Origin of the sequence: Bradyrhizobium sp., from assembly GCF_035570375.1 — a bacterium.
In the GTDB taxonomy this organism is placed as follows: domain Bacteria; phylum Pseudomonadota; class Alphaproteobacteria; order Rhizobiales; family Xanthobacteraceae; genus Bradyrhizobium.
This window is the reverse complement of record NZ_DATMLW010000170.1, coordinates 1-24,248: the sequence shown is the minus strand read 5'-3', so window position 1 is coordinate 24,248 and position 24,248 is coordinate 1. Positions and strand designations below refer to the sequence as shown.

The 24,248-nt window shown below is 60.5% G+C and carries 24 protein-coding genes and 2 pseudogenes; 16 read left to right on the top strand and 10 right to left on the bottom strand.

What is annotated here, in order from left to right; all coding sequences use genetic code 11:
* Window positions 1-15 precede the first annotated feature (15 nt).
* Both VNX23_RS18555 and VNX23_RS18550 read left to right on the top strand, forming a co-directional pair.
* Window positions 16-939: a LysR family transcriptional regulator gene (locus tag VNX23_RS18555; RefSeq protein ID WP_325632363.1), complete on the top strand. Its 924-nt coding sequence runs from the start codon at window positions 16-18 to the stop codon at window positions 937-939.
* A 639-nt stretch (window positions 940-1,578) separates the two neighbouring features.
* A complete protein-coding gene (locus VNX23_RS18550; protein ID WP_325632361.1) occupies window positions 1,579-1,893 on the top strand; it encodes a hypothetical protein in 315 nt (104 codons plus the stop codon).
* Window positions 1,894-2,050: 157 nt separating this feature from the next.
* Here the strand turns inward: VNX23_RS18550 and VNX23_RS18545 are convergent, their stop codons facing one another.
* The 4 genes from VNX23_RS18545 to VNX23_RS18530 are packed head-to-tail and all read right to left on the bottom strand — an operon-like array spanning window position 2,051 to window position 5,140.
* A complete protein-coding gene (locus VNX23_RS18545) occupies window positions 2,051-2,509 on the bottom strand; it encodes a YbaK/EbsC family protein (RefSeq protein WP_325632360.1) in 459 nt (152 codons plus the stop codon).
* The gene (locus VNX23_RS18540; RefSeq protein ID WP_325632359.1) at window positions 2,506-3,246 is read right to left on the bottom strand and encodes a haloacid dehalogenase type II; all 741 of its coding nucleotides are present in this window, start codon (window positions 3,244-3,246) and stop codon (window positions 2,506-2,508) included. Before VNX23_RS18540 ends, VNX23_RS18545 begins: the two co-directional genes overlap by 4 nt.
* A gap of 54 nt (window positions 3,247-3,300) precedes the next feature.
* On the bottom strand, window positions 3,301-4,824 hold the full coding sequence (locus tag VNX23_RS18535) for a cation acetate symporter (RefSeq protein ID WP_325632357.1): 1,524 nt from the start codon (window positions 4,822-4,824) through the stop codon (window positions 3,301-3,303).
* A gap of 4 nt (window positions 4,825-4,828) precedes the next feature.
* On the bottom strand, window positions 4,829-5,140 hold the full coding sequence (locus tag VNX23_RS18530; RefSeq protein WP_325632356.1) for a DUF485 domain-containing protein: 312 nt from the start codon (window positions 5,138-5,140) through the stop codon (window positions 4,829-4,831).
* 169 nt (window positions 5,141-5,309) lie between these two features.
* Here VNX23_RS18530 and VNX23_RS18525 point away from each other — a divergent pair, with 169 nt between their 5' ends.
* On the top strand, window positions 5,310-6,194 hold the full coding sequence (locus VNX23_RS18525; RefSeq protein ID WP_325632354.1) for a LysR substrate-binding domain-containing protein: 885 nt from the start codon (window positions 5,310-5,312) through the stop codon (window positions 6,192-6,194).
* A 124-nt stretch (window positions 6,195-6,318) separates the two neighbouring features.
* Here VNX23_RS18525 and VNX23_RS18520 read toward each other — a convergent pair whose 3' ends face one another.
* Complete coding sequence (locus tag VNX23_RS18520) at window positions 6,319-7,203, bottom strand: amidohydrolase family protein (RefSeq protein WP_325632353.1); 885 nt, start codon at window positions 7,201-7,203, stop codon at window positions 6,319-6,321.
* 273 nt (window positions 7,204-7,476) lie between these two features.
* On the opposite strand from VNX23_RS18520, the gene ykgO reads away from it, so the two are divergent.
* A complete protein-coding gene (gene ykgO / locus VNX23_RS18515) occupies window positions 7,477-7,602 on the top strand; it encodes a type B 50S ribosomal protein L36 (protein WP_002718645.1) in 126 nt (41 codons plus the stop codon).
* Between the two features lie 213 nt (window positions 7,603-7,815).
* Window positions 7,816-8,409 carry a tetratricopeptide repeat protein gene (locus VNX23_RS18510; RefSeq protein ID WP_414643030.1) on the top strand — a complete coding sequence of 198 codons (594 nt, stop codon included), beginning with the start codon at window positions 7,816-7,818 and terminating at the stop codon, window positions 8,407-8,409.
* A 222-nt stretch (window positions 8,410-8,631) separates the two neighbouring features.
* On the opposite strand, the gene VNX23_RS18505 is transcribed toward VNX23_RS18510, so the two are convergent.
* Entirely contained in the window at window positions 8,632-8,814 is a 183-nt protein-coding gene (locus tag VNX23_RS18505; protein ID WP_325632350.1) for a hypothetical protein, read from the bottom strand.
* A gap of 270 nt (window positions 8,815-9,084) precedes the next feature.
* Between VNX23_RS18505 and VNX23_RS18500 the strand changes: the two genes are divergently transcribed.
* The 3 genes from VNX23_RS18500 to VNX23_RS18490 are packed head-to-tail and all read left to right on the top strand — an operon-like array spanning window position 9,085 to window position 10,696.
* Complete coding sequence (locus tag VNX23_RS18500; RefSeq protein ID WP_325632348.1) at window positions 9,085-10,128, top strand: alpha/beta hydrolase; 1,044 nt, start codon at window positions 9,085-9,087, stop codon at window positions 10,126-10,128.
* A complete protein-coding gene (locus VNX23_RS18495; protein WP_325632346.1) occupies window positions 10,091-10,357 on the top strand; it encodes a class I SAM-dependent methyltransferase in 267 nt (88 codons plus the stop codon). Before VNX23_RS18500 ends, VNX23_RS18495 begins: the two co-directional genes overlap by 38 nt.
* A gap of 9 nt (window positions 10,358-10,366) precedes the next feature.
* Window positions 10,367-10,696 carry a hypothetical protein gene (locus VNX23_RS18490; protein ID WP_325632345.1) on the top strand — a complete coding sequence of 110 codons (330 nt, stop codon included), beginning with the start codon at window positions 10,367-10,369 and terminating at the stop codon, window positions 10,694-10,696.
* A gap of 57 nt (window positions 10,697-10,753) precedes the next feature.
* On the opposite strand, the gene cycA is transcribed toward VNX23_RS18490, so the two are convergent.
* Entirely contained in the window at window positions 10,754-11,152 is a 399-nt protein-coding gene (gene cycA / locus VNX23_RS18485) for a cytochrome c-550 CycA (protein ID WP_325632343.1), read from the bottom strand.
* Between the two features lie 233 nt (window positions 11,153-11,385).
* On the opposite strand from cycA, the gene VNX23_RS18480 reads away from it, so the two are divergent.
* From VNX23_RS18480 to glcF, 3 genes are all read left to right on the top strand, one after another.
* Window positions 11,386-12,879 carry an FAD-linked oxidase C-terminal domain-containing protein gene (locus VNX23_RS18480; RefSeq protein WP_325632341.1) on the top strand — a complete coding sequence of 498 codons (1,494 nt, stop codon included), beginning with the start codon at window positions 11,386-11,388 and terminating at the stop codon, window positions 12,877-12,879.
* A 156-nt stretch (window positions 12,880-13,035) separates the two neighbouring features.
* Window positions 13,036-14,265, top strand: a complete 1,230-nt coding sequence (locus tag VNX23_RS18475) for an FAD-binding protein (protein ID WP_325632339.1) — start codon at window positions 13,036-13,038, stop codon at window positions 14,263-14,265.
* The gene (gene glcF / locus VNX23_RS18470; RefSeq protein WP_325632337.1) at window positions 14,262-15,575 is read left to right on the top strand and encodes a glycolate oxidase subunit GlcF; all 1,314 of its coding nucleotides are present in this window, start codon (window positions 14,262-14,264) and stop codon (window positions 15,573-15,575) included. The genes VNX23_RS18475 and glcF overlap by 4 nt, the downstream gene beginning before the upstream one ends.
* A 445-nt stretch (window positions 15,576-16,020) precedes the next feature.
* On the opposite strand, the gene VNX23_RS18465 is transcribed toward glcF, so the two are convergent.
* Entirely contained in the window at window positions 16,021-16,389 is a 369-nt protein-coding gene (locus VNX23_RS18465; RefSeq protein WP_325632413.1) for a hypothetical protein, read from the bottom strand.
* Between VNX23_RS18465 and VNX23_RS18460 the strand changes: the two genes are divergently transcribed.
* Together VNX23_RS18460 and VNX23_RS18455 are read left to right on the top strand one after the other, a co-directional pair.
* A complete protein-coding gene (locus tag VNX23_RS18460) occupies window positions 16,319-17,290 on the top strand; it encodes a TorF family putative porin (RefSeq protein ID WP_325632336.1) in 972 nt (323 codons plus the stop codon). The two genes, VNX23_RS18465 and VNX23_RS18460, sit on opposite strands and share 71 nt — an antisense overlap.
* Before the next feature lie 68 nt (window positions 17,291-17,358).
* Window positions 17,359-17,796: pseudogene (locus tag VNX23_RS18455) on the top strand (HPP family protein); the annotation flags it as partial.
* Here VNX23_RS18455 and VNX23_RS18450 read toward each other — a convergent pair.
* Window positions 17,726-19,606 (bottom strand): ABC transporter ATP-binding protein/permease, encoded by a 1,881-nt coding sequence (locus VNX23_RS18450; protein ID WP_325632334.1) that lies wholly within the window; start codon window positions 19,604-19,606, stop codon window positions 17,726-17,728. The pseudogene VNX23_RS18455 and the gene VNX23_RS18450 sit on opposite strands and share 71 nt — an antisense overlap.
* A 300-nt stretch (window positions 19,607-19,906) precedes the next feature.
* Here VNX23_RS18450 and VNX23_RS18445 point away from each other — a divergent pair, with 300 nt between their 5' ends.
* Complete coding sequence (locus VNX23_RS18445) at window positions 19,907-21,571, top strand: L-lactate permease (protein WP_325632332.1); 1,665 nt, start codon at window positions 19,907-19,909, stop codon at window positions 21,569-21,571.
* 295 nt (window positions 21,572-21,866) lie between these two features.
* Here VNX23_RS18445 and VNX23_RS18440 read toward each other — a convergent pair.
* Window positions 21,867-22,499 (bottom strand): annotated as a pseudogene (locus tag VNX23_RS18440) (recombinase family protein); the annotation flags it as partial.
* A 172-nt stretch (window positions 22,500-22,671) separates the two neighbouring features.
* On the opposite strand from VNX23_RS18440, the gene VNX23_RS18435 reads away from it, so the two are divergent.
* Both VNX23_RS18435 and VNX23_RS18430 read left to right on the top strand, forming a co-directional pair.
* Window positions 22,672-23,469 (top strand): DUF3800 domain-containing protein, encoded by a 798-nt coding sequence (locus VNX23_RS18435; RefSeq protein ID WP_325632330.1) that lies wholly within the window; start codon window positions 22,672-22,674, stop codon window positions 23,467-23,469.
* 465 nt (window positions 23,470-23,934) lie between these two features.
* On the top strand, window positions 23,935-24,237 hold the full coding sequence (locus VNX23_RS18430; RefSeq protein WP_325632329.1) for a hypothetical protein: 303 nt from the start codon (window positions 23,935-23,937) through the stop codon (window positions 24,235-24,237).
* Window positions 24,238-24,248 lie beyond the last annotated feature (11 nt).

Genomic DNA, 24,248 nt, shown 5'->3' with positions numbered 1-24,248 from the left:
TTGCGGAGCATCCAGATGACGAAACTTCCCGATTTCGAGGGGCTGGCGATTTTCGCAAAAGTCGTGGAATTGCGGTCATTTGTGGCGGCGGCCAGCGAATTGGCGTTGTCCAAGGCAACGGTTTCGAAAGCCGTCGGCCGGCTGGAGAAGCGGCTCGGCGCGCGGCTCTTCAACCGCACGTCGCGGCGGCTCGCCTTGACCGATGCCGGGCAGAAATTGTCCGCGCGCGCCCAACGTCTGCTCGCCGACGGCGAAGCCGCGGAGAACGAAGCGCTGGCGCTATCGGTGTCGCCGCGCGGCCTTGTTCGCCTCGCGGTGCCGATGACGTTCGGCGTGAAATCGGTGGCACCGATCCTCCCGGAATTTCTGCACGCCTATCCCGACGTTTCCGTCGATCTGCACCTTAGCGACGCCATGGTGGACTTGATCGGGGAAGGGTTTGATGCGGGCTTGCGGATCGCGCGGCTGCCGGATTCGTCACTGATTGCGCGAAGGTTATGCGGGGTCGCACGTTACACCGTTGCGGCGCCGTCCTATATCAAGCGCCACGGCCGGCCGACCCATCCGATGCAGCTCGCGCAACACAAGTGCTTTGGCTACGCCTATATGACCACGCCCGAAGTCTGGCACTACAGCAATGCGGCCGGAGAGCAGGCGAGCGTGCGGCCGGCAGGCCAGTTGCGCGTCAACAACGGCGAAGCACTGTTGCCGGCTGTGATCGCAGGGCTCGGTATCGCCGATCTGCCGGACTTCATTGTCGACGACGCGATCGAATCCGGTGAAATTGAAGTGATCCTCACAGGCTGGAAGCAGGCCGAAGGTGCGGTGCACCTGGTGACGCCGCCCGGCGGTCCGCGTCCGGCGCGCGTCGAGGTGCTCGCGGATTTTCTGGCCAGGCATTTTGCCAAGGCAAGGCGATTGAAAAAGCAAAACGGCTGATCGCCTCAACGACAGCACGAGACTGGGGCGCCTTTGCCCGTGTGCCGGTTCACGCTATAGGCTGTGACCGCCACAACCTTTTGATCGTTGATATCACGTGTGATATGGGCAGTCCCGTCAAAGCTGTCGTGATGCGCGCCTGCTGCACCTGGGCGAGGGACGACAAATCCCGCAAAGACCTGCGCGCGCCGGAATCTGGATGCGCGATGACGCGCCCCCGGCGTCAACAACATAGGCGACGCCTCGATTGCCGACCTTGGTCTGTTGCACAATGTCCGACACTTGGCTGAGATTGAGCTCGACGCACGCTTAGCGAGTCTGCCCAACGTCAGCTCGCACCAGCGGACATTTAAAAAGGCAGGCCCTTCTCATGTCGCGGGCCTGAAGCCCGTATCATGGTGCCGCCTATTCCTCGTACGGACTTCTAAACCAAGACCGCGCCAGATCCATAGGTTGGCTCGCGCCCCTTCGATTCCGAAGTTCACAAATGAGAACCGCACAATCGTTCGGAATCGGAACACCAGCGCCCCTCACATTTTGTTGTTCGAGGAGAACCATCGCTTGGCCTCATTGCTTTGACTAGCTTGCTTGGGCCGGCTGAACCGTTTGAAGAGCATGCCAATCGAAGGAAAATCGGACATGCGAGAGCACCGGGTTATCCTGAGCTTTGTGGTTTCGATCGCGATCCTCGCCGCGAGTGGAACTTCCGTCTTTCCACAGGAGTATCGCGGAACCATGGAGCAGCAGATGGCCTGCACGCCCGACGTGTTTCGGCTGTGTGGGGCACAAATACCGGACGTGAACAGGATCGTTGCCTGTTTGCGGCAAAACACGCCGGTGCTCAGTGCACCGTGCCGCGCGGTGTTTGAATCAAGCAACAGCGCCGTCAATCCGCCGCCGCCGACTCCGCCGGCGCCAGTGACGCCGCCGGTTCGGCGCAACTACCAATATTGACCAAGGCGCGCGCGTCCTTAGAGCCTATTCGGTTTTGATAGAATCAAAACCGAGGCTCGAATCTTTTGTTTGACGCGTTTTCTTCACGCGAACCGGTTTCCACTTCGCTCGAAAACGCTTTAGGGCGTGCGATGAGATGATGCGAAAGAACGTTCTGCTATTCGCAGACGTCGACCCATTCGGCGGCGACCAATTCCGCCATCCGTGATGGCGCGATCCGCACAGCGCTGTGGATCGAGCCCGCCGCCGGCACCACCTCATCGAATTCCCGCAGCGAGACGTCGCAGTAGACCGGCAATGGTGCCTTCAGTCCGAACGGGCAAACACCGCCGACTTCATGGCCGGTGATGTCGGCGATCTCGTCGAGCCCCAGCATTTTCGGCTTGCCGCCGAAACGCGCCTTGACCTTCTTGTTGTCCATCCGCGAGGTGCCGCTGGCGACGATCAGGATCACCTGGTCGCCGATCCTCAAGCTCAGCGTCTTGGCGATTCGCGCCGGCTCGACGCCATAGGCTTCCGCGGCGAGCGCCACGGTCGCCGAACTCTTCGGCGATTCGATCACGGCGATGTCGGGGGCGTTCTCGGCGAAAAACGCGCGGACGGATTCAAGACTCATGAACGGGCAATAAGATCGGGCAATTCCGAAAGCGCGTGAATACGATAATCCGGTTTGACGCCAAGTTCGTCCATTTGCGTGCGGAGCGCCTTGAACATCGTGAGCGGGGGAACGACGTCGCTTTTGACGCAGGCCAGCGCCATGGCTTCGGGGGTCACCCGCTCGATCCAGGCGACATTTAGTCCAAAGGCTTTCGCTCCACAAGCGTCCCACGGGTTCGACGAGACGAACAGGACCTCGGCGGGACGCACGCCGAGCCTTGCTTCGATCAGGGCGTAGGTGTCTGGCGACGGCTTGAATATTTTTTGCTCGTCGACGCTGATGGTGGCGTCCAGAATGCGGTCGAGGCCGGTGTTGTGCACCAGCGTGTTGAGCATGCCGCTCGAGCCGTTGGAAAGAATCGCGAGCTTACGGCCTTTCAGCCTCTCAAGCGTGGCCCTCACATCGGGATAGAGATCAAGGTGAAGATATTTGTCCATGATGCGCTCGAAGGTTGCCGCATCATGCGTCAAGCCGAGCAGTCCGATGGTATAGGCAAGCGAATCCCCGGTGATGACCGAGAAATCCTCGTAGCGGCGCATCAGCGAGCGAAACCAGGTGTATTCCAGTTGCTTGATGCGCCAGATCTGGGTGATGATCTCGCCATATCCGGGAAATGCCTCCTCGGTAACGGTGGCCACCGACTGGATGTCATAGAGCGTGCCGTAGGCATCGAACACAACAGCTTGGATCGTCACGGAATATCTCTCTCGTTAACAAACAAATGAATCGGCGTCGCCGTGGTGGCGCATCTATTTTGATGCGACCCCGGTATGGACCTGCAGCAGGAATGCGTCAAAACGCTGCTCGTTTTTGACGTCGCGTCCCCACATCAAGGTCCCGAGAACGGCACCTAAAAAGCCCAGGGGCAATGATACCACGGTCGGATTGACCAGTGGCCATAACGCGTCGGCGCCGCGCATTGCCGGGCCGATCATCGCCAGTACGACCGAAGATAGTAGCCCAACCGCCATTCCGCCGACCACCCCGCCGGTGTTGAAACGCCGCCAGAACAGCGAAAGGATCAACACCGGAAAGTTGGCGCTGGCGGCGACGCAGATCGCCAGAATGACCAGCACCGCGACGTTGACGCCTTGTGCGAGAATGCCGAGTGCAATCGCCAGCACGCCGATCACCACCGCGGTCGCGCGGGCCAACCAGACCTCCTGCCTGCCCTCCACCCGACCACCTTTGACCCAGTTGACGTAGAAGTCGTGCGCGATCGCGCCCGAGGTCGAGAGCGTGAGCGCGGAAACCACAGCGAGAATCGTCGCGACCGCCACGGCCGCGACAAAGCCGAGCATGAGGTCGCCGCCGAGGCTACCTTTGCCGCCGCCGAGATATTGCGCCAGAAGCGGCAGCGTCAGGTTGCCGCCCTTGTCGGCCGCGCGGATGACATCCTGTCCGACGAGGTTCGCAGCCGCCAACCCGAACAGGGTTGTACCTGCGAAAAAGGCGCCTGCCAGAAACATCACCCACACCACCGAGCGCCGCGCGGTCCTGGCGTCCGGGACGGTGTAGAACCGCGTCATGACGTGCGGCAACCCGGCAAGGCCAAGCGTGTAACCCAGTCCGAGCGATATCTGGTCGAACGGATTCTTCAGATAGTTGCCCGGGAGCAGGAATTTTGCGCCGTATTTCTGTTCGGCGTCCGCAAACAATGTGAGCGGATTGAAATGGATCATCGACAGGATCATGATCAGGATGATCGCGCCGGCGCTCAACATCAGCACCGCCTTGACGATCTGAACCCAGGTGGTCGCCAGCATGCCGCCGAAGGCGACATAGACGATCATGCTGACGCCGACAAAAATCACCGCCCAGTCGTAGGAGATGCCAGTGAGCAGGCGCACCAGCACGCCGGCGCCGGCCATTTGCGGCATCAAATAGGCGAAGTTGACGACCACCGTTCCGGCGATCGCCGCCAGAAGCGAGGTCCGCGTCTGCATGCGGCTGCGGATAATGTCGCCCAGCGTATACTTTCCGGTATTTCGCATCGGCTCGGCGATCAGGAACAGCACGGTGCAGAACGCGACCAACGGTCCGAGCGCATAAAACGCGCCGTCCATGCCGTAAAGCGCCGTCAATCCGGTGAAGCCGAGAAAGGCGGCGGCGCTGCACCAGTCGCCGGCGAGCGCAAAACCGTTCTGCGCGGCGGTCAATCGGCTGTCGGCGGCGTAGAAATCGGCCGTCGTCGAGGTGCGTTTTGCTGCCCAATAAGTGATGCCAAGCGTGATCAGAAGGATCAGGCCGAAAATACCGAGCGTCAGGTTCATTACATTATCCCCGATCGGTGGTTTCGCTTGCGGCCTTTGCCGCAAGCGGGTCGAACCTGTCCGCGGCGATGCGCCCGTAGACGATCGCCAGCACCCACGACAGCAGGTAGTTGAATGCGATCAACGTGAAGCCGAGATTGACCGAGCCGACTACCCTCGTTCCCATCAAATCCTTCGCGAAGCCGGCAAGCCCGGTCAGGCCGATGTAGCCGACCACGAAGATGATGGTCATCGGCACCAGAAACCTGAGCTTCTCGGCGATCAACCGCCTGACCGAGGCGTGCGCAGCCTCAAGCGATGCGCCGTCGCGAGCCATGATCCCTCCCTCGATGTCCTGAGTCGCCCCGCACTCCGGCGGGTTGGCTGGAAGCGTCGCGCAACCAAAGCGCCTGTTCCGAGCCAGGTTTGGTTATCCGCAAAATTTGAAGTGACAAAATGAATAATCGTGATGATCAATATCGCGTTTGACGATGATGGAGCGTGCTATGAATTTCGATATCGACTGCCTTCGTTCATTCATGGTGGTCGCCGACACCATGAGCGTCTCGCGCGCCGCCGAGAGCGTCGGCCGTTCGCAGTCGACCGTCAGCCAGCAGATCGCCAGGCTCGAGGCCCAGATCGGCAAGAGCCTGTTGAGCCGGCGCAAGGGCCGCGTGATCAACCTGACGTCGGAAGGCAGCAAGCTCGTGCAATACGCGCGCCGCATCCTTCAGCTCAACGACGAGGCCTATGCCTCGATGTCCGACGATGTGCTGAGCGGCTTTGTCCGGCTCGGCGTGCCGCTCGACTTCTTCGGCCGCGACTTCACCTCGTGGCTGGCGCGATTCAAGAACAGACATCCGATGGTGGGGCTCGAAGTGGAAGCCAACCAGTCGGAAAACCTGATGAAACGCAGCGCCCGCGGCGAATTCGATCTGGCGTTCTTCAAGCAGCCGACCGGCGCAAGGAGCGGCACCGTCGCGCTGCGCGAGCAACTGGTGTGGGTGAGTGGCCCCAACTATTCCGCCGATGCGGCCGCCTCCGTGCCACTCATCCTGTTTCCGGAAGGTTGCGCCTATCGCAATTGTGCCGTCGCCGCGCTGAGGGATCACAAGCAACCGTGGCATCTCAGTTTCGTCAGCCCGAGCTTTGAATGCCTGAAATCGGCCGCCGTGGAAGGGATGGGGATCACGGTGCTGGCGCGGGCGCTGGTCACACCGCCGCTGCGCGTGGTCCCTCACGGCTTGCGCTTGCCGCAACTTCCGACCATTGAACTGGCCTATTCATTCGGGCGCCGCAGCAATTCCCGCCTCGTCGGCGAACTCGCCCATTATCTGGCCGACAGTCTGGTCAATGCCGGAACCACGCTGGCTCCAAGGATGGCATCCTGATCGGCCCGCGCAGGTCTCGAGCAATCGCCGCCGCACATCGCTGCATGCTGGTGTGGCGGTTCAGAAGTCCGTATCGTTACGGCTGCTAGTTCGAACTTCGGAATCGGGACACTAGGGACGAAAATCAAATATTCAGTAACCTGCGCGCATTGGCCTTCAGCACTTTCGGCCTGATCTCATCGCGGATGTCGAGCTTGGCGAAGTCCGACAACCAGCGGTCCGGTGTGATCACCGGCCAGTCCGAGCCGAACAGCATCTTGTCCTGCAGGATCGAATTGATGTAGCGCACGAGAATCGGTGGAAAATATTTCGGCGACCATCCCGAGAGGTCGATATAGACGTTCGGCTTGTGGGTCGCGACCGAGAGCGCCTCCTCCTGCCAGGGAAAGGACGGATGGGCGAGGATAATCTTGAGGTCGGGAAAATCCGCCGCCACATCGTCCACATGCATCGGATTGGAATATTTCAGCCGCATCCCCATGCCTCCAGGCATGCCGCTTCCGACCCCGGTCTGGCCGGTGTGGAACAGCGCGATGGCGCCGCCGTCGCTGATGGCCTCGTAGAGCGGATAGGCCATGCGGTCGTTCGGATAGAAGCCCTGCATGGTCGGATGGAACTTGAAGCCCCTGACGCCGAACTCCTCGATCAGCCTTCTCGCCTCGCGAACACCGAGCTTGCCCTTGTGGGGATCGATGCTGGCGAAGGGGATCAGCACGTCGGAATTCTGCGCGGCGACCTCCAGCATCTCGTCATTGTTGTAGCGGCGGAAACCGGTCTCGCGTTCGGCATCGACCGGGAAGATCACTGCCGCGATCTTCTTGGCGCGGTAGTAAGCGGCCGTCTCCGGCACCGTCGGCGGATGCTTGTTGGGGGACTTGAAATACTGCGCCATCTGCGCCTGGAAATCGTCATACCCGTCGTCGCCATGCATGCCGCAGGGTTCTTCGGCGTGGGTGTGGATGTCGATCGCCACGACGTCTTCGACATTGGGCAGCTTCAGGTTGGCCATTTCAGCTCCCGGGGACGACGGTCTCGAAATTGATTATACCATATAACGATATGGCCGGCACGGACAGGACCGTTGAAAAAGGCAGATACCCGGTGGCGGGCCAGGCGATGCGGCTCCACGAGGACCTGTTTGGATTGACATTTGCGGGCGCAATGGCTTAGAAACCGCGCGTCCCGGGCGGCGCGGCCGCCGGCGGGGGAAAGATGATTTGCCATTTTGGCTTTCCCGAACGATCGTGCCGGACGCGGCCTTTCAAAGCATCAGGATTGTCTCATGAAGGTCCGTAACTCGCTGAAATCATTGCGCGGTCGTCATCGCAACAACCGCCTGGTCCGCCGCAAGGGCCGGGTGTACGTGATCAACAAGGTCCAGCGCCGTTTCAAGGCGCGCCAGGGCTGATCTGACGCCGATCCGCATCAAGGCTGATAGGCTGATCCGAATTCCAACCCAATCGGGCTTGACTGCCGTTTCGGCCGCCGTCCGTCTGTTCCCTTTCACGGGTCTTTGACGCGCCGTTGCTTTGCAAGCGGCTTTCCCTGCGTCTAGACTTCGAAAATGGTTACGAGATTCCACGCCGAGCGAGGTTGCAAGATAGCCGTTCTTGTCGCCGCGATGACCGTTGCGGCGCCGGCCCTTGTGCCGGCACAGGACTTGGGGACGCCGCCGAAGCAGCAGAAGAAATTGCCCGAGGCGCCAGGCAAGCTGCCGAAGGTCGGTGCAGACAAGACGCGCGGGCTGGATTTCCTGTTCGGCGCGCTGAAGGCCGCTCCCGACGAGGCCAGCGCCAAACATGTCGAAGCCCGGATCTGGGCGATCTGGTTGCAGACGCCGAGCGATACCACGGCTTTGCTGATGCTGCGCGCCAAGGCGGCGATGGAAGCCCAAAAGTCCGATGTCGCGCTGAAGCTTCTCGATGCCGTGGTCAAGCAGCGCCCCGACTACATCGAAGGATGGAACCGGCGCGCCACGCTGTATTATCTGAAGAACGACTACGCCCATTCACTGCGCGACATCGAGCAGGTGCTGATCCGCGAACCCCGCCATTTCGGCGCGTTGGCGGGGCTCGGGATGATCATGCAGGATCTCGGTGACGACAAACGCGCGCTCGATGCGTTCCGCAAGGCGCTCGCCATCAATCCACACCTCGAGAAGGTCCCCGAGCTGGTCAAGACGCTGAGCGAGAAGGTCGAAGGCCGCGACATCTAGTGAATTTGAGGTTTCTATCGGTATTGCGGCAAGTTCGTAACAGGAACTTCAAATTCAAAGCCGCTACTCAAATCAACAAGTTGCCAGAGCTCCTTTGATTCCGAAGTTCGCATCAGAGGTCGCCGCAATGGCTTGCGAACTTCGGAATCGGAGCTCTAATCGTGGCGATCCGACATCCGCTTGCTTAAAGGCGTGACAGCGGTTCGCCCGGCAGATCGCGCTTTAGTGCAAAAGACCGCTGCCTTGTGCCGTCAGGCCGCCATGTGCCACCGCCGCCTGGAGCTGTTGAAGCTCAGCTTCGAGCTGCTCATTGATCAAAAGAAGCGCCTGCAGCGCTCCCCGAATGTCGCCGTTGCACCTGGCGACGATCTCGTCGATGGCCGATTCGTTCAATCTGGAAGTCATCGAAAACCCTCCAATGTTGGCGGTGCGATAATGCTTCTATGACAAAAGCGTTGCTGTGAATTGCGAGGATAAGCGAGGCGGTGAAAAGTTTGAGGGCGGCTCGCGAGAGTTCCAGCTGCGCTTATAGAAAGCCGGCGATGACGGCTGTATGAAGTGCGCTGCGGTATGCCTTCCGCGCGGTGGAAAACCCTTGGGGTCGCAGGCCAGGCGAAACCCGCCTGTTTCCCCGCCGTAACATTGTCCGTGCCCAAACCGATCCGGATTCCCTTGATGATAGTGGTCATATTCGCGACGGCGCTGTTGATACTGGCGCTGGTCACGTGGGGTGGTGTCATCGCCCTGCAACGTATCTATCCGGCACGGGGTGTGATGATCGACGTCACGGGCGCCACGCTCAACGTCGTCGACATAGGACCGCGCGGCGGCCAGCCCGTCGTGCTGATCCATGGGGCGAGCTCGAATCTCGAAGCCATGCGCAAACCGCTCGGCGACAGACTGGCCGAAAAGCATCGCGTGATCCTGATCGATCGGCCCGGCCATGGCTGGAGTTCGCGCGCCCGCCGCGAGGATTCGACGCCAGAGGCCCAGGGCCGAATGATCGAGGAGGCGCTGGCGAAGCTTGACGTCGGGCGCGCGATCCTGGTGGTGCATTCATGGTCCGGCGCGCTGGGTGCGCGGATGGCGCTTGATTTTCCACAGCGTATCGCGGGTCTGGTGATGCTGGCCCCGGTCGCCTATCCATGGCGAGGTGGCGTCGGCTGGTACAACGAGCTCGTCACCATGCCCGTGATCGGACCTCTGCTAGCCTATACGATCACGCTGCCGCTTGGCCTGTTCCTCACCGCGCCGGGCGCCCGCAACGTGTTCCTGCCGCAAATCATGCCGGACGATTTTGTCCGCGAAAGCGCGACGCCCCTTTTGCTTCGTCCGCGCGAATTCCTTGCCAATGCTCGCGATCTGGTGACGCTGAAGGCGGCCGTAGCAGAGCAGGCGCCGCTCTACGCGGAAATAAAAGTGCCGACCGTGGTGATCTCAGGGGATGTCGACAAGACCGTGTCGACCAACATTCACTCGCGGCCGTTCGCCTCTGCCGTCCCTGGTGCAAAGCTGATCGTGCTGGAAGGCATCGGGCACATGATCCAGAACGGCGCGCCGGACGTCGTTGTGTGCGAGATCGATGCCATGATCGAAGCGCAAGCGCGCGGAACCGCCGTTGCGGCCGACTATTGGTCCGGTCAGGATTCGCAAGTCCAGGTCACCCATGACGCATCACCCCATGACGCATCCGGCAGGCCGTATCATCCGCCACTATGAAAAACACGCGATCGCGTGGGCCGGCGATCGGCGGAATAGTTTATGGAACGACAAGGTCTGGCACGACCGCTTTGTGGAAGCTTTGGCGCCGGGCGAGAGCGTTCTCGACCTTGGCTGCGGGCCGGGTTTTCCCGTTGCGGCCCATTTGCAGGCACATGGGCTGAAAGTGACCGGCGTCGACTCGTCGCCGACCATGATATCGCTTTGCCGGCAGCATCTGCCCGATTAGGAGTGGATCGTGGGCGACATGCGCAACGTTTCACTTGACCGACGCTTTGGTGGCATCCTTTCGTGGGACAGTTTCTTTCACCTGGATCATGAACACCAGCGGAGGATGTTCGCGGTGTTCGCGGCGCACGCATCACCCGGCGCGATGTTGATGTTCAACACCGGCCCGCAACATGGAGAGGCAATTGGTGATTACCGCGGCGATCCGCTGTATCACGCCAGTCTCGCGCCGGAGGAGTACCAAAGCCTGATCAACCAGTCAGGTTTCGAAACGATCGACCATGTTGTCGAGGACCCGCAGGCCGGCGGACGTACGGTTTGGCTTTGCCGATCGCGCTGAGGGTATGGCAAATGCCACGGAGGAGGGGCCTCGCGCCGCTCCCCCACGCCCGATGGCTTATTTGCCCTTGGTCTTGCCGTCCTTGTCGAATTGCGAAAGATAGGCCCAGAGGTCGTTGACCTCTTTCTCGTTCTTGATGCCTGCAAAGACCATTTTGGTGCCCGGAATCTTCGCCTTCGGGTCCTTGATGTATTCCTTGAACTGGGCCTCGTTCCAGGTAATGCCGGAATTCTTGTTGGCATCGGAATAATTATAGTCGGCCGCGGTGCCGGACTTGCGGCCGTCGATCCCGTTGAGCTCCGGTCCCACCTTGTTCTTCGCGCCCTCTCCGATCGCGTGACAGGCGAGGCACTTGTTGAACGATGTCTTGCCGGCCTCCGCATCCTGCGCCAGCGCAGCGGTTGCGGCCGCCGATGATGCGATGATGACCAGCGCGCTCAATGCAAATTTTTTCATTATCTGCCCTTCGTTGCTTCGGGGTTGCACATGTGGCCTTCCACTGAGCATGCTTGTGGCATAGGGCGTGCCCGATGGACAAGGGCTGCCAATACCGGCGGCTTGGCAGAGCCGTCGGATATTGCCGGCACCTCCACCGCTTGCGGCCTATCCAAACCTTTCCAGACGTGCTTGATTCCTCTTCATAAATCGGCAATGTCGCGGACCTTCTTTGCCCGCCGGGAGGAGCTCACATGGCCATCATGATGCCCGCGCCGGACCAGGCGGTATTGGACCGCCGCGCCACCATCGTCAAAGCGTTGCGCGCGATCGTGCCGGGCGAAGGCGTGATCGACAGCGCCGCCGAAATGGTCCCCTACGAGTCTGATGGCCTGATGGCCTACCGGCAGCCGCCGATGGTGGTGGTGTTGCCGGACACCACTGAACAGGTCTCACAGGTTCTCAAATATTGCTTCGAGCAGGGCATCAAGGTGGTGCCGCGCGGGTCAGGCACCTCGCTGTCCGGCGGCGCATTACCGCTTGCGGACGCGGTGCTGCTGGGTCTCGGCAAATTCAATCGCATTCGCGAGATCGATTTCGACAACCGAGTGGTCGTTACCGAGCCGGGAGTGACCAATCTTGCGATCAGCCTGGCGGTTGCGCACGCCGGCTTCTATTATGCACCCGATCCGTCGTCGCAAATCGCCTGCTCGATCGGCGGCAATGTCGCTGAGAATTCCGGCGGCGTGCATTGCCTGAAATACGGCATGACCACCAACAACGTGCTCGGCTGCGAGATCGTGCTGATCACCGGCGAGATCGTTCGCATCGGCGGCAAGTGCGCCGAGAGCGGCGGTTACGATTTGATGGGGATCATCACCGGTTCAGAGGGCTTGCTCGGTGTCATCACCGAGATCACCGTGCGAATCCTGCAGAAACCTGAGACCGCTCGCGCCCTGATGGTGGGCTTCGCCGAGGTCGAAGCGGCGGGCGAATGCGTAGCGCGGATCATCGGCGCCGGCATCATTCCGGGCGGCATGGAAATGATGGACAAGCCGGCGATCCACGCCGCCGAGGCTTTCGTTCATGCCGGATATCCGCTCGACGTCGAGGCGCTCCTCATCATCGAACTGGACGGTCCCGGCATCGAGGTCGATCAATTGATCAGGCGCGTGGAGACGATCGCGCAAGCGTGCGGCTCGACGTTCTGTCAGATCTCGAATTCGGAAGTCGAACGCAACCTGTTCTGGGCCGGGCGCAAGGCGGCGTTTCCGGCCGTGGGGCGGATTTCGCCGGACTATCTCTGCATGGATGGGACCATTCCCCGCGGAGCGCTGCCGAAGGCCCTGGCGAGAATTCGCGAGCTGTCGCAAAAATACGATCTGCGTGTCGCCAACGTGTTTCATGCCGGCGACGGCAATCTGCATCCGCTGATCCTCTTCGACGCCAATCAGCCCGGCGAGATGGAGCGGGCGGAGGCCTTCGGCGCGGATATCCTGCGGGCCTGCGTCGAACTCGGCGGGGTGCTCACCGGCGAGCACGGCGTTGGCATCGAAAAGCGCGATTTGATGGGCGAGATGTTTTCCGAGATCGATTTGAACCAGCAGCAGCGATTGAAATGCGCTTTCGACGCGCAAGGTTTGCTCAACCCCGGCAAGGTGTTTCCGACGCTGCACCGCTGCGCCGAGCTTGGCCGCATGCATGTGCACGCCGGCAAGCTCGCTTTTCCCGATATTCCACGCTTCTAGCCGGATGAATGACGAACTTGCCATGCGGCACTATGTGTTATCAGCCCATTTGAAGCGCCACTCGTTTCTATCCCTCCCCACATGGGGGAGGGATAAGAGAGTGCGCATTCGAATGCGAACGCCCTGCCTTTGCCGAGAAGGGTATGCGGAGCGATCGTGGATATTCTGAAAGTACGTGACGCAAAGGATGTCGAGCAGGCGGTACGCGCGGCCATTGCCGGCGAGCAGCCGCTCGAAATCATCGGCCACGGCTCGAAGCGGTTGATCGGTCAGCCAATGACGACCAATGCGGTGCTCGATCTTTCGGCGCTCAATGCCGTCAAATCCTATGAGCCGAACGAGCTGATCATCACGGTTGAAGCGGGAGCGCCGCTCAATGACGTCAAATCGCTGATCGATTCCAAAAATCAGCAGTTTGCATTTGAGCCGATCGACACCGCGCCGCTTCTAGGAGCTCCCGCTGTCGGTACCATTGGCGGCACGATCGCCTCGGGCCTTGCGGGGCCGCGCCGTATCCAGGCGGGAGGTGGGCGCGACCATCTGCTCGGTGCGCATGCGGTGTCCGGGTTCGGCGACAGCTTCAAGACCGGCGGGAAGGTGGTGAAGAACGTCACCGGATATGATGTTTGCAAGCTGCTGGCGGGCTCGTGGGGAACGCTCGCAGTCATGACTGAGTTGACGCTGAAGGTCGTGCCCAGGCCGGAGAGCGAGCGCACCCTCGTGTTGCGCGGACTTGACCACACCGCGGCGAACAAGGTGATGACGGCGGCGCTGGGCTCGCCGTTCGACGTTTCCGGTGCGGCCCATGTTCCGAAATCGGCATTTCGCGGCGCCTCGGGCGCACTTGGCCAACTCGGTTCGCCGCTACATGCGGTGACGCTGTTGCGCCTGGAAGGCATCACGGAATCGGCGGTCCATCGCGCGGCCGCACTTGCAAAGGCACTCTCGCCGTTCGGAGCCGCCGAGATCGTCGAAGACGGAACCTCGGCCTCGGTATGGGCTTGCGTTCGCGATGTCGAGCCGTTCGAGGTCAAGGGCGCGCTCGGCGCGTGGCCGGTGTGGCGGATCGTCTGTCCACCCGCCGCCGGCGGCGCACTCGGCGAGGGGCTGGCGCGCGATACCGGCGGCGACGTGATCTACGACTGGGGCGGTGGCCTGATCTGGGCGGCGCTGCCTCCCAAGCCGGACGCCCAGGCAGCCCTGGTGCGGACGCGCGCCGACGCGGCAGGGGGCCACGCCATGCTACTGCGGGCGTCCGAGGAAGTGAGGTGCAACGTGGAGGTGTTCCATCCGTCAGAAAGCGGCGTCGCCGCGTTGAGCGAACGGGTCCGTCAGAGCTTCGATCCCAGGAACATTCTCAACCGCGGCCGGATGACACGGGCATGAAGACCGAATTCAGCCTCTCTCAGCTCGCCGATCCCGATATCGCCGAAGCCGACAAGATCCTGCGCAAATGCGTGCATTGCGGGTTCTGCACCGCGACCTGTCCGACCTATGTGCTGCTTGGTGACGAGCTCGATAGCCCGCGCGGCAGGATCTATCTCATGAAGGAGATGCTGGAAAAGAACCAGCCGCCGACCGAAGAAGTGGTCAAGCACATCGATCGCTGTCTCTCCTGTCTTGCCTGCATGACCACCTGTCCGTCGGGCGTGAACTATATGCATCTGGTCGATCAGGCGCGGGTCAGGATCGAACGGGAATACAGGCGGCCGCTGCCGGAGCGGCTGTTGCGCTCGGCGCTTGCGCTGGTGCTGCCGCGGCCGGCCTGGTTTCGCTTCAGCATGAGGCTGGCGCGACTGGGCCGGCCGCTGGTTGCCTTGCTGCCGCCAGCAGGGCCTTCGGCCTCGCCGAGCCTGTTGGGGCGGATCAGGGCGATGCTGGCGTTGGCCCCGGGCCGCCTGCCATCGCCCGGCGCCGCAGCTGGCAGCGTGTTCCCGGCCACAGGCGAGCGGCGCGGACGGGTCGCGCTGCTGCAGGGGTGTGCGCAGCAGGTTCTGGCACCGCGGATCAATCAGGCCGCCATCAATGTTTTGACGCGTCATGGCATCGAGGTGGTCCTGGTCCGGGATGAGCAATGCTGCGGTGCGCTGACCCATCACCTCGGACGGGACGACGACGCGTTGGCGCGCGCCCGCGCCAACGTCACGGCCTGGCTGACCGAGGCCGAACGCGGCGGCCTTGATGCGATCCTGGTCACGACATCGGGCTGCGGCACCGTGATCAAGGACTATGGTTTCATGCTGCGCAAGGACCCCGGTTTTGCGGCCGGTGCCGCGCGGGTCTCGGCGCTGGCCAAGGACGTCACCGAATATCTTGGCGGCCTCGATCTGATGCCGGCACAGCATCTCGGCGAGATTGTCGTCGCCTATCACGCGGCCTGTTCGCTACAACACGGGCAGAAAATCACGCAAGCCCCGAAAGAATTGCTTTCCAAGAACGGATTCGTGGTGAAAGATGTGCCCGAGAGCCATTTGTGTTGCGGTTCGGCGGGGACCTACAACCTTCTCCAGCCTGACATTGCGAACAAATTGCGCGATCGAAAGGTCGCCAATATTGCGATGGTCAAGCCGGATATGATTGCCGCAGGCAATATCGGATGCATGGTGCAGATTGCCGGCGGCACGTCAGTTCCTGTGGTGCACACGATTGAGCTTCTCGATTGGGCGACAGGGGGTCCCCGGCCAGGATCGAACTGATCGATTGGCGTTGCATGGAAGCAGACGACCTCAAGCGCTCGATAGACACGGCTCAACAGGAGGATCACGATGGCTAAAGGCAGAAAGAAAAAAGGCAAGAAGGCTAAGAGCAAAAAGGTAATGGCAGCGAAGAAGAGATCGGCCAAGAAATCTGTCAAAAAATCCGCCAAGAAGTCCGCAAAGAAATCGGCGAAGAAGGCCAAGAAATCTGCAAAGAAGGCCGCCCCCAAAAAATCGGCCAAGAAGGCCAGCGCGAAAAAGGCATCCGCGAGAAAGGCCGCTCCCAAGCCGGCCGCACCCAAGCCGGCAGAGGCGCCTACTCCGGCTCCGTCGGAATCAAGCTGGGCGATGCCCAGTTCGCCTTCATCGAGCCCCGCGCCGTCGTGGGAGCATTCGCCCTCCTCCGGCGGGGAAGAAAGCCAATAGAAGGAAACTTCCTTCGGGCTCATTCACCTTGATCGAAAGGCCGCAGCCCGCGTTCGCTGCGGCCTTTCGCCGTTATGGGCCGAGCCGATTCGCCGGTGATCGGGGTGCGAGACCGAGCAGTAATCCAGCACTTGTCCCCGGAAAAGCTGTTGTCGCCATACAACAGTCGCAGGATATGATTCCAAACGCGCATGAAAAATGTGCATCTGATCACTTCTTTTGCCTCATAATCGAAATACCCCGCAACAGATTGCAGCTCTTTGATTGGGCCGCCGTCCTGTCGTTCCGACGCCGGGGCGACAGTGATGGGACTTCCAATGAAAAAGATGGCTGTATTCGCCACTCTGTGGGCGATGACCGGTTCGGCTTTCGCCGCGGATTTGCCCATGAAGGCGACGCCGCCAGCGCCGTTCGATCCCTGGGATATCGCGTTCGGCGGCGCGGTCATGAACGACTACATCTTCCGCGGCATCACCCAGTCCAATCACAAGCCATCGGTCGCGGTCTATTTCGAGCCGCGCTACAACATCAACAAGGACTTGCAGCTCTACGTCGGCACGGCCGCGGAAAGCATTTCCTTTGCCAACCACGCGGCCGCCGAGGTCGACGTCTACGGCGGTATTCGACCGACCTTTGGCGCTTTCGCCTTCGATGTTGGTCTTTGGGGCTATCTCTACCCGGGCGGACAGTGCCAGGAGAGCTTTCCCGGCGGCGTTCCCGTTTGCCCGCCCGGTTCGCCTTTGGCGCAGGGCCCCGATTTCACCCAGATCAAGCAGAACCTCAGCTTCTTTGAGGCTTACGGCAAGTTCAACTGGACCATCAACGACACCTTCGCGGTTGGTGCCAATGAATTCTATACGCCCAGTTTTTTGAACTCAGGCGCCTGGGGTGATTACGCCTCCGTGACGGCACGGGTAACGGCACCGAAGCCGTGGTTCGGATCCAGCGGGGTCGGCGCCTACCTGTCGGGTGAATTCGGCCGTCAGTGGTTCGGGACAACGGATGCATTTTATCGCATTACGGCGGCACCCGTCGGGATTCCCTATCCCAGCTACAACACCTGGAATGTCGGAATCAGCTTTACCTACAAAGTGTTCACCCTGGATTTGCGCTATTCGGATACGAACCTGAGCAAGGGCGATTGCGCCTCCCTCACCAGCGCGTTCAATGCAAACATTCCAGGCAATGTGACCCCCGTCAATCCAAACGGGTTCGGCTCTGACTGGTGCGGCGCAGCCGGCATCGTCAAGCTCTCGGCCGACCTGACCGCGGTGAGCAATCTGAAGTAGTTTTTCTTCCATGATGTCGTAGAAGGAGCGGCAAGGGCGTTTGCCGCCTTTTCGTTTTGGGGGGACCGATGGTTCCAGACTGGCAGGAGGTCGCGAAGAAGGCGCATCGCCGCGTCGACCCCTCCAATATCGCACAGGCGGCCGCTGCAGGGCTCGGAGTGGCCTTTGCCATCGGCGGCATGGAATGGTCTTCGCTGGCGGCCCACTACCCGCTGGTCCTCATTCCCTTCGCCACCTCCATCGTCCTGGTCGTGGGATCGCCGGATGTGGAGCCGGCCCAGCCCCGTGCCTTGGTGGGCGGCCATCTGGTGGCGACGCTGGTCGGACTTCTCGTGCTCCACCTGGCGGGGCCGCAAGCCTGGGCCGCCGCCGCCGCGGTCGGATTGGCCGTGCTCGCGATGTACCTCACAGGAACGTTCCACCCGCCGGCCGGAATCAATCCCCTGTTGGTGGTCTCCGGCGGCCTTCCCTGGTCGTTCCTGGTCGCACCGGTGCTCTCGGGGGCGCTGTTGCTAATGGCGTTCGCTTATCTCTGGCATCGCCTGATTCTGGGCCGAGCGTGGCCGCTGCGCTGGCTGTAGAGGAAGGCTCGACGCCCTGGTCCAGTAGCGCAAATCGGTCTCCCTTTGGGGCCAGCACGACCTTGCGCTCGTGGAAGGCCTCGAGCGTGCTTCGGTGGCCGATCGAGACCACCGTGGTTGCCGGAAGCTTCTCGGCAAGGAGACGATAGAGCGCGGCTTCAGAAGTCTCATCGAGCGAGGCGGTCGCCTCATCGAGGAACAGATATTGCGGCCCGTGCAGGAGCGCACGTGCGATCCCGAGCCGTTGCTGTTCGCCGAGCGATAGCATCCGGTTCCAGTGCCCGTCCTCTTCCAGCCGCGATGCGAGTTGCGGCAGGCCCACCGACCTCAACGCGTTTGCAACGGCCAGCGAATCGTATGTGTCCGGTTCGGAGGGGTAGACGATGGCCGCCTTCAGCGTGCCGACCGGAAAATACGGTCGCTGGGGCAGCATCATCAACGTGGCCTTGGATGGGATCGTGATCACGCCGGTTCCGAACGGCCAGATGCCTGCGATGGCGCGGAACAAGGTCGACTTGCCGGCTCCGGACGGGCCCGTGACCAGCGTGCGCTGGTTGCTTCGAATGTCGAAACAATCGGCTGCGACCAGGGGTTTTCCGTTGGGCAGGCGGAGCAGAAACCGCCGGATCTCGATCCGGTTCTTGTCGTTTGAGGCCTGGATGTCGATCGCGTCGGCGGCCAGTTTTGCGGCGCTGGCAATCGCCTCCTCGAAGCCTTCGAGGCGCGCGATCACCGCGCGCCATTCGGCGAGCGCGCGATAGACAGAGACGAAAAACGACAGCGACTGTTGCACGGTGGAAAAGGCGGATGCGGTCTGCGTCATACCGCCTAGCTGGATCTTGTCCGCGAAAAAGGCCGGCGCAACCAGAATGTAGGGGAAGACTACCGCGGCTTGAGCATAACTTGACGTGAATGCCGTCAGCCGCTTGGTCCGCTCCATTATCTTATACCAGTTCTGGACGACGTGGCCGAAGCGCTCCGAAAGCCGCTGCCGTTCCGCGCCCTCGCCTCGCAACAGCGCGATCTGCTCGGCGTTCTCGCGCACCCGAACGAGGTTGAAGCGGAAGTCGGCCTCGAAGCGCTGCTGTTGAAAATCAAGCGCGACCAGCGGCGAGCCGATCCAATGGGTCAGCGCGGTTCCGAAGATGGCGTAGATCAGCGCGCCCCATACCAGATAACCGGGGATGTGCAACTCGCTGCCGGATATCGTCAATGGAGATTCAGCCGACAGGCCCCAGAGGATGACCACAAAGGAAGCCAGCGTCACCACCGCGCTCAAAAAGCCGACGCTGATGGTCAGGGTTTGATCGACGAACATTTTGACGTCGTCGGTAATGCGCTGGTCCGGATTGTCGGCGGCATCGCCCTGAAGCTGCATCCGGTAGTGGTTGGCGTCATGCAGCCATTGGCCGAGGTAGCGGCGCGTCAACCAGTTCCGCCAGCGGATCTGAAGCCATTGGTTGAGATAGAGTTGGTAGACAGCGAGTGCGATGTAGCAGAAGGCCAGGATGCAAAAGATACCGATCTCCCTGACAAAGCTGTCCCAATTCTTCTCCTGCAGCGCAGTAAAAAAGCGGTTGTTCCACTGGTTCAAGAGGACGTTGATCCCGACCACCAGCAGTTCGATCGCGATTACCGACGCCAAGAGCAGGCGGCCTGCAAATTTGTCTTCCGAGCGGAAATAGGGAGCAGCGATCCGCCATACGGTCGCGGGCCTGAAGCGGATGTTGTTCACAGATTGCGGTCTCCGGGAAATGGCCGCAAGGCCCGAAATTTCAGCGAAAAAAGGAGCTTCTAGACTAAAGTTGTAATCTCCGCAGTCTGCGTTCGCTTGTCCCGGGCTCCGAGTCAACCCTAGCATGCCGATTACGGCGAAGGGCAGGGGGCCTTCACACGTCGCGCGTTTGTGAGCGGGCTTGGCAAAGCCAAATTCGCCTCGGATTTCGTGCTTTGCCAGAAAGACCCCGACAATCGCGCCAGGCGTACCGACTGTTCACGCGGGTTGGGTGTAAAACAGCGCGTGGGAGGAAACCTAATGTGGAATCAGGTCTATAATCCTTTCGGCAACACCGTGTTATCGACGATCGCCGCGGCGATACCCGTCGTCACGCTGCTGGTTTTGATCGCAAGCGGCAAAGTCAAGGCGCATATCGCTGCCATCATTGCGGTGATCCTGACCAATCTCATCGCGATCTTCGTATTCACGATGCCGGCGAACATGTCGATTCGCGCCTCACTGCTCGGCGTGGTGGCGGGTTTCTTCCCAATCGGCTGGATCGTGCTGAATGTCATCTTTCTCTACCAGCTTACGGTCGCAACCGGTCAATTCGAATTATTGAAGCGAGCCGTCGGTGGCGTCACGGAAGATCGTCGGCTGCAATTGCTTTTGATTGCTTTCTCGTTCGGCGCCTTCTTTGAGGGGGCGTCGGGGTTCGGAACGCCGGTGGCGGTGACCGGTGCCGTCCTGATCGGTCTTGGCTTCTCGCCGCTTGCGGCCTCCGGTCTGTCGTTGATTGCCAACACGGCGCCTGTTGCCTATGGCGCGCTTGGTACGCCGATTCAGGGCCTTTCTTCAGTCACCGGTCTTGATCCTTACATCCTCGGTGCGATGGTCGGCCGGCAGTTGCCAGTGTTCTCGCTGATCGTTCCGTTCTGGGTGGTGTGGGCCTTTGCGGGCTGGAAAGGCATGAAGGAGGTCTGGCCGGCCATTCTGGTCACCGGCGTCTCGTTCGCGGTCCCGCAATTCGTGATCTCCAACTTCATCAATCCGTGGATCGTCGATATCGGCGCTTCGCTGATTTCGATGGGGTGCCTGATTCTGTTCCTCAGGGTGTGGCAGCCGAAACAGCTTTGGTTGTCGCCGGCACTGCGTGGCAATGACGAATCCATGGCGACGATGACGCCGGCGAAGCCGCTTGATAAGACACCCCTAACTCAGGGGCAGCTCTGGAGCGCTCTGTTGCCATGGATCATCGTCTGCATCGTGATGCTGATCTGGGGGAGCGGCGAGTTCAAAACCTGGGCGAACAAGATCTTTGTCTGGAATTACCAGGTCCCCGAATTGCATCAAATGATCAACAAGGTACCGCCGGTGGCTGCGAAGCCGACGCCGGAAGGGGCGGTGTTCGGGTTCACCTACCTGTCGTTCACCGGAACGGGCATGTTGATCGCGGCGATCATCGCTGGCTTCCTGGCAGGATTTTCGCCAGCCAAGATGATCGCGGAGTATGGCCGCACTATCAGGCTTTGCGCGATTTCGTTGATCACGATCTCAGCAATGCTTGCGATCGGCACACTGACGCGCCTCTCCGGCATCGATGCGACGTTGGGCCTCGCGTTCGCGGCGACCGGCATTCTGTATCCGTTCTTCGGCACGCTGCTCGGCTGGCTCGGTGTCGCTTTGACCGGATCGGATACCGCATCGAATATTCTGTTCGGCAATCTGCAGAAGATCACCTCGGAGCAGCTGGGTCTGTCGTCGGTCCTGATGGCCGCGGCGAACTCATCCGGCGGCGTCATGGGCAAGATGATCGACGCGCAGTCGATCGTCGTCGCCTCCACCGCCACCAACTGGTACGGACATGAAGGCTCGATCCTGCGTTTCGTCTTCAAGCATTCGATCGCGCTGGCCTGTCTGGTCGGCCTCTATGTGATGCTGCAGGCCTATGTCTATCCGTTCACGCTGATGGTCTTGAAGTAGAGCATCAGGGGCGGAATCAAGTCGGCCAGGTCCCCGCGTCTTTCGGCCGCGGGGTCCGGGGTTCGATCCCCCGCGCACTTACCAGCAAAATAAAGCACTTACCACTGATCTCTCACCGGTCCCGGTCCTCGGAAATCGCCCGTAGGACCGCCATAGGACCGGCCCGTGCGCGCGGCGGAGCCACCCAGGCGCGCGGGCGGGCTGGGACACCGGCCAAGGGTCAAACCCGCGCCAGCGACCGCCGTACCGGGGCGTTCTGCCGCATCGCAGGTTCGTCGGGATAGGCGTGTTGGTGCTACGCGGCGTCCAGGCTATTTGCTTCGCTTGCGCCGCCCTCGACGAAAGGGTCGAGGCGTTCCAGTACGCGCTGGACCTGGACGGCCTGCCATTCGCCGTTGCCGCGCGCAGTGGGAATGCCCTTGGCATTCAACCCGTCCGCAATGGCCCTCAGGCTCGTCGCGCCGGCGTCCCGGAGCGCTTTGATTGTCGGGCCGATGTCCGCCGCCCTCGCATCAGCACGCGCCTGTAGGGCCGCCCGAGACAAGGCCCGCATCTTTGCGGTTGGTTTCACGCCGCGATTTCCGCCAAGCTTCTTGCCACGCTTCTTCGCCGCCGCCAGGGCCGCCTTGGTTCTGGCTGAGATCATGCCGGCTTCCAGTTCGGCGACAGCAACCATCTGCTGCAACATGAAACGCCCGGTAGCACCCTCAATCTGAGGCAGGTCGGCGAAGCGGACGTCGACGCCAGCCTCCAGCAATCGCGATAGGAAGGCCACAGAGCGCGTCAGGCGATCGACTTTGGAAACAACCAAAGAGGCCCGATGAAGCCGTGCAGCGGCCAGGGCCTTCTCCAGGGCGGGCCTATCCGACCGCTTCCCGGACTCGACTTCCGTGTGCTCGTCAACGATCTGCCAGTCGCCGCCGTTGAGGTAGGTTTTGACGCGCCGTCACTTCGACTGAATCGGACAGAAGGCTACAGCTTTTTACTTTCGTTAGTTTTACTGGAAATCTCTCCGAGCACTTCATCGGAGCGTTCGTCGTCGTCAATTTCGAGACCGCTCGCGGCTTGTTTAAACTTGTCGAGTTGGCTCTGTTAAGAATATGACATTCATCCATCCCACACGCCGGTACAGACTGTACTTCGACGAAACCGGAACTGGCGATCTTAAGGCGCATAGGAAGGACCAGAATCAGCGGTACCTCAGCTTAACCGGCATTGTCTTTCGGCAAGACGTGCACGATTTGACCTTCACCGTTCGACTTTCCGCTCTGAAACGACGCATCTTTAAGAGCACCGACGTTATACTTCACAGAAGAGAATTGATTGCCCGAGAAGGCATTTTTTCGGTCCTAAGGGATGAAGCCCTCAGAACCAAATTTGACGAGGAGTTTTTAGATCTGATCGGGTATTTGCCTGGTCCTGCCTTTACAGTTTCGATCGACAAGCAATCGCACTTTGAAAAGTATAAGGCCTGGCACTTCGATCCTTATCACTACGTTCTCAGGTGCCTGGTAGAGCGGTTTATCCTATGGCTGACCCGCAATGCTGCCCTTGGCGATGTGATGGGAGAAGCCAGAGGTCCTTGGCACGATATGCGATTGCGCCGCGCCTTTCGTTACCTGTACGACAACGGGACCGACTTCATAAAGCCTCACATCGTGCAGGCGCGGCTTATCTCCCGCGAACTACGCCTTGAGCCCAAGACTGCAAACGTCGCCGGATTACAGGTGGCGGACCTGGTTGCTCACCCCGCCCACCGAACATTCAAGTTCATGCAGCAAAACATCACGATTCCTGATGACTATGGAGCGGCGATCATTCAGGCGCTGGAAAAAGTCTATGACCGCCACCCCACGAGCAAGCTCATAAGGGGATGCGGCAGAAAATGGCTGCCATAAAAGAAAAACGGGGGCCTTACGCCCCCGGCGATCGCAAGCGATCTCCCTTCGACCGCAGCCGAATTGATTCTAATATAGCGAATTGACCTCCCTTTTTGAATCGTGGGGATAATTATTTTTTCCGGTCCGCTTTCTTAAGCATTTGGAAAGGCATGCCCCAGTTCCTGCTTGCACCAGGATACATCTCGTCAATCGAAAGACCGGCAAGCTTTTGGGGCACGAGGACGAATAGGACCCGCGTTGCCCCGTTGCGGATGGTTTCAGTGCAGCACTAGGGACGGCGTCGGCGACGGCGCCGTTTCTAATTGCGGTACTGCAGCATCCACCTGTTGCAGCGAGCGTTGAGCGCGCTTGCGCCGTCAGTACCATCAGATCGTTGAAAGTTGGTGACCGAACCATTACCGATGTTCGCGCCTGTATAGCAGATGTGAACGGCTCGCTACTGCTGGGATGGCCTAACCCGCTATGACCCTTCTCATCATCATCCATCTTGTTGGTCCGATATGGGAATGGCCGATGACAGGGATGGTAGAATGCAATGTGATGGCCGCAGCACTTGAGCGTAGCGACAGGCTCCTTTACTGCATCAATGTCGCTGCCGGTTATACGCCGCTGGTTGATTATAGCCCAGGTCGGCCAGATGATATGCCAGCGTTTTCTTTCCCGACGCCGCATTCTCTTGAAAAAATACAGCCCATACCGCCTTCTCGGAGAGAATTATTCCGTGAGCACATTCACCGCATCAAGTTCGAGCATCTGAAGCGATGACCGTTCCAGTG

Excerpts from the sequence above, each read along its gene's own strand:
- VNX23_RS18495 (WP_325632346.1), top strand. The coding sequence starts at position 10,091 with ATGACGCATCCGGCAGGCCGTATCATCCGCCACTATGAAAAACACGCG.
- glcF (WP_325632337.1), top strand. The coding sequence starts at position 14,262 with ATGAAGACCGAATTCAGCCTCTCTCAGCTCGCCGATCCCGATATCGCC.
- VNX23_RS18460 (WP_325632336.1), top strand. The coding sequence starts at position 16,319 with ATGAAAAAGATGGCTGTATTCGCCACTCTGTGGGCGATGACCGGTTCG.
- VNX23_RS18520 (WP_325632353.1), bottom strand. The coding sequence starts at position 7,203 with ATGGCCAACCTGAAGCTGCCCAATGTCGAAGACGTCGTGGCGATCGAC.
- VNX23_RS18525 (WP_325632354.1), top strand. The coding sequence starts at position 5,310 with ATGAATTTCGATATCGACTGCCTTCGTTCATTCATGGTGGTCGCCGAC.
- ykgO (WP_002718645.1), top strand. The coding sequence starts at position 7,477 with ATGAAGGTCCGTAACTCGCTGAAATCATTGCGCGGTCGTCATCGCAAC.
- VNX23_RS18445 (WP_325632332.1), top strand. The coding sequence starts at position 19,907 with ATGTGGAATCAGGTCTATAATCCTTTCGGCAACACCGTGTTATCGACG.
- VNX23_RS18545 (WP_325632360.1), bottom strand. The coding sequence starts at position 2,509 with ATGAGTCTTGAATCCGTCCGCGCGTTTTTCGCCGAGAACGCCCCCGAC.
- cycA (WP_325632343.1), bottom strand. The coding sequence starts at position 11,152 with ATGAAAAAATTTGCATTGAGCGCGCTGGTCATCATCGCATCATCGGCG.
- VNX23_RS18430 (WP_325632329.1), top strand. The coding sequence starts at position 23,935 with ATGACCCTTCTCATCATCATCCATCTTGTTGGTCCGATATGGGAATGG.
- VNX23_RS18435 (WP_325632330.1), top strand. The coding sequence starts at position 22,672 with ATGACATTCATCCATCCCACACGCCGGTACAGACTGTACTTCGACGAA.
- VNX23_RS18550 (WP_325632361.1), top strand. The coding sequence starts at position 1,579 with ATGCGAGAGCACCGGGTTATCCTGAGCTTTGTGGTTTCGATCGCGATC.
- VNX23_RS18535 (WP_325632357.1), bottom strand. The coding sequence starts at position 4,824 with ATGAACCTGACGCTCGGTATTTTCGGCCTGATCCTTCTGATCACGCTT.
- VNX23_RS18530 (WP_325632356.1), bottom strand. The coding sequence starts at position 5,140 with ATGGCTCGCGACGGCGCATCGCTTGAGGCTGCGCACGCCTCGGTCAGG.
- VNX23_RS18465 (WP_325632413.1), bottom strand. The coding sequence starts at position 16,389 with ATGGGCAAATCCGCGGCGAAAGCCGAACCGGTCATCGCCCACAGAGTG.
- VNX23_RS18480 (WP_325632341.1), top strand. The coding sequence starts at position 11,386 with ATGGCCATCATGATGCCCGCGCCGGACCAGGCGGTATTGGACCGCCGC.
- VNX23_RS18505 (WP_325632350.1), bottom strand. The coding sequence starts at position 8,814 with ATGACTTCCAGATTGAACGAATCGGCCATCGACGAGATCGTCGCCAGG.
- VNX23_RS18500 (WP_325632348.1), top strand. The coding sequence starts at position 9,085 with ATGATAGTGGTCATATTCGCGACGGCGCTGTTGATACTGGCGCTGGTC.
- VNX23_RS18555 (WP_325632363.1), top strand. The coding sequence starts at position 16 with ATGACGAAACTTCCCGATTTCGAGGGGCTGGCGATTTTCGCAAAAGTC.
- VNX23_RS18510 (WP_414643030.1), top strand. The coding sequence starts at position 7,816 with ATGACCGTTGCGGCGCCGGCCCTTGTGCCGGCACAGGACTTGGGGACG.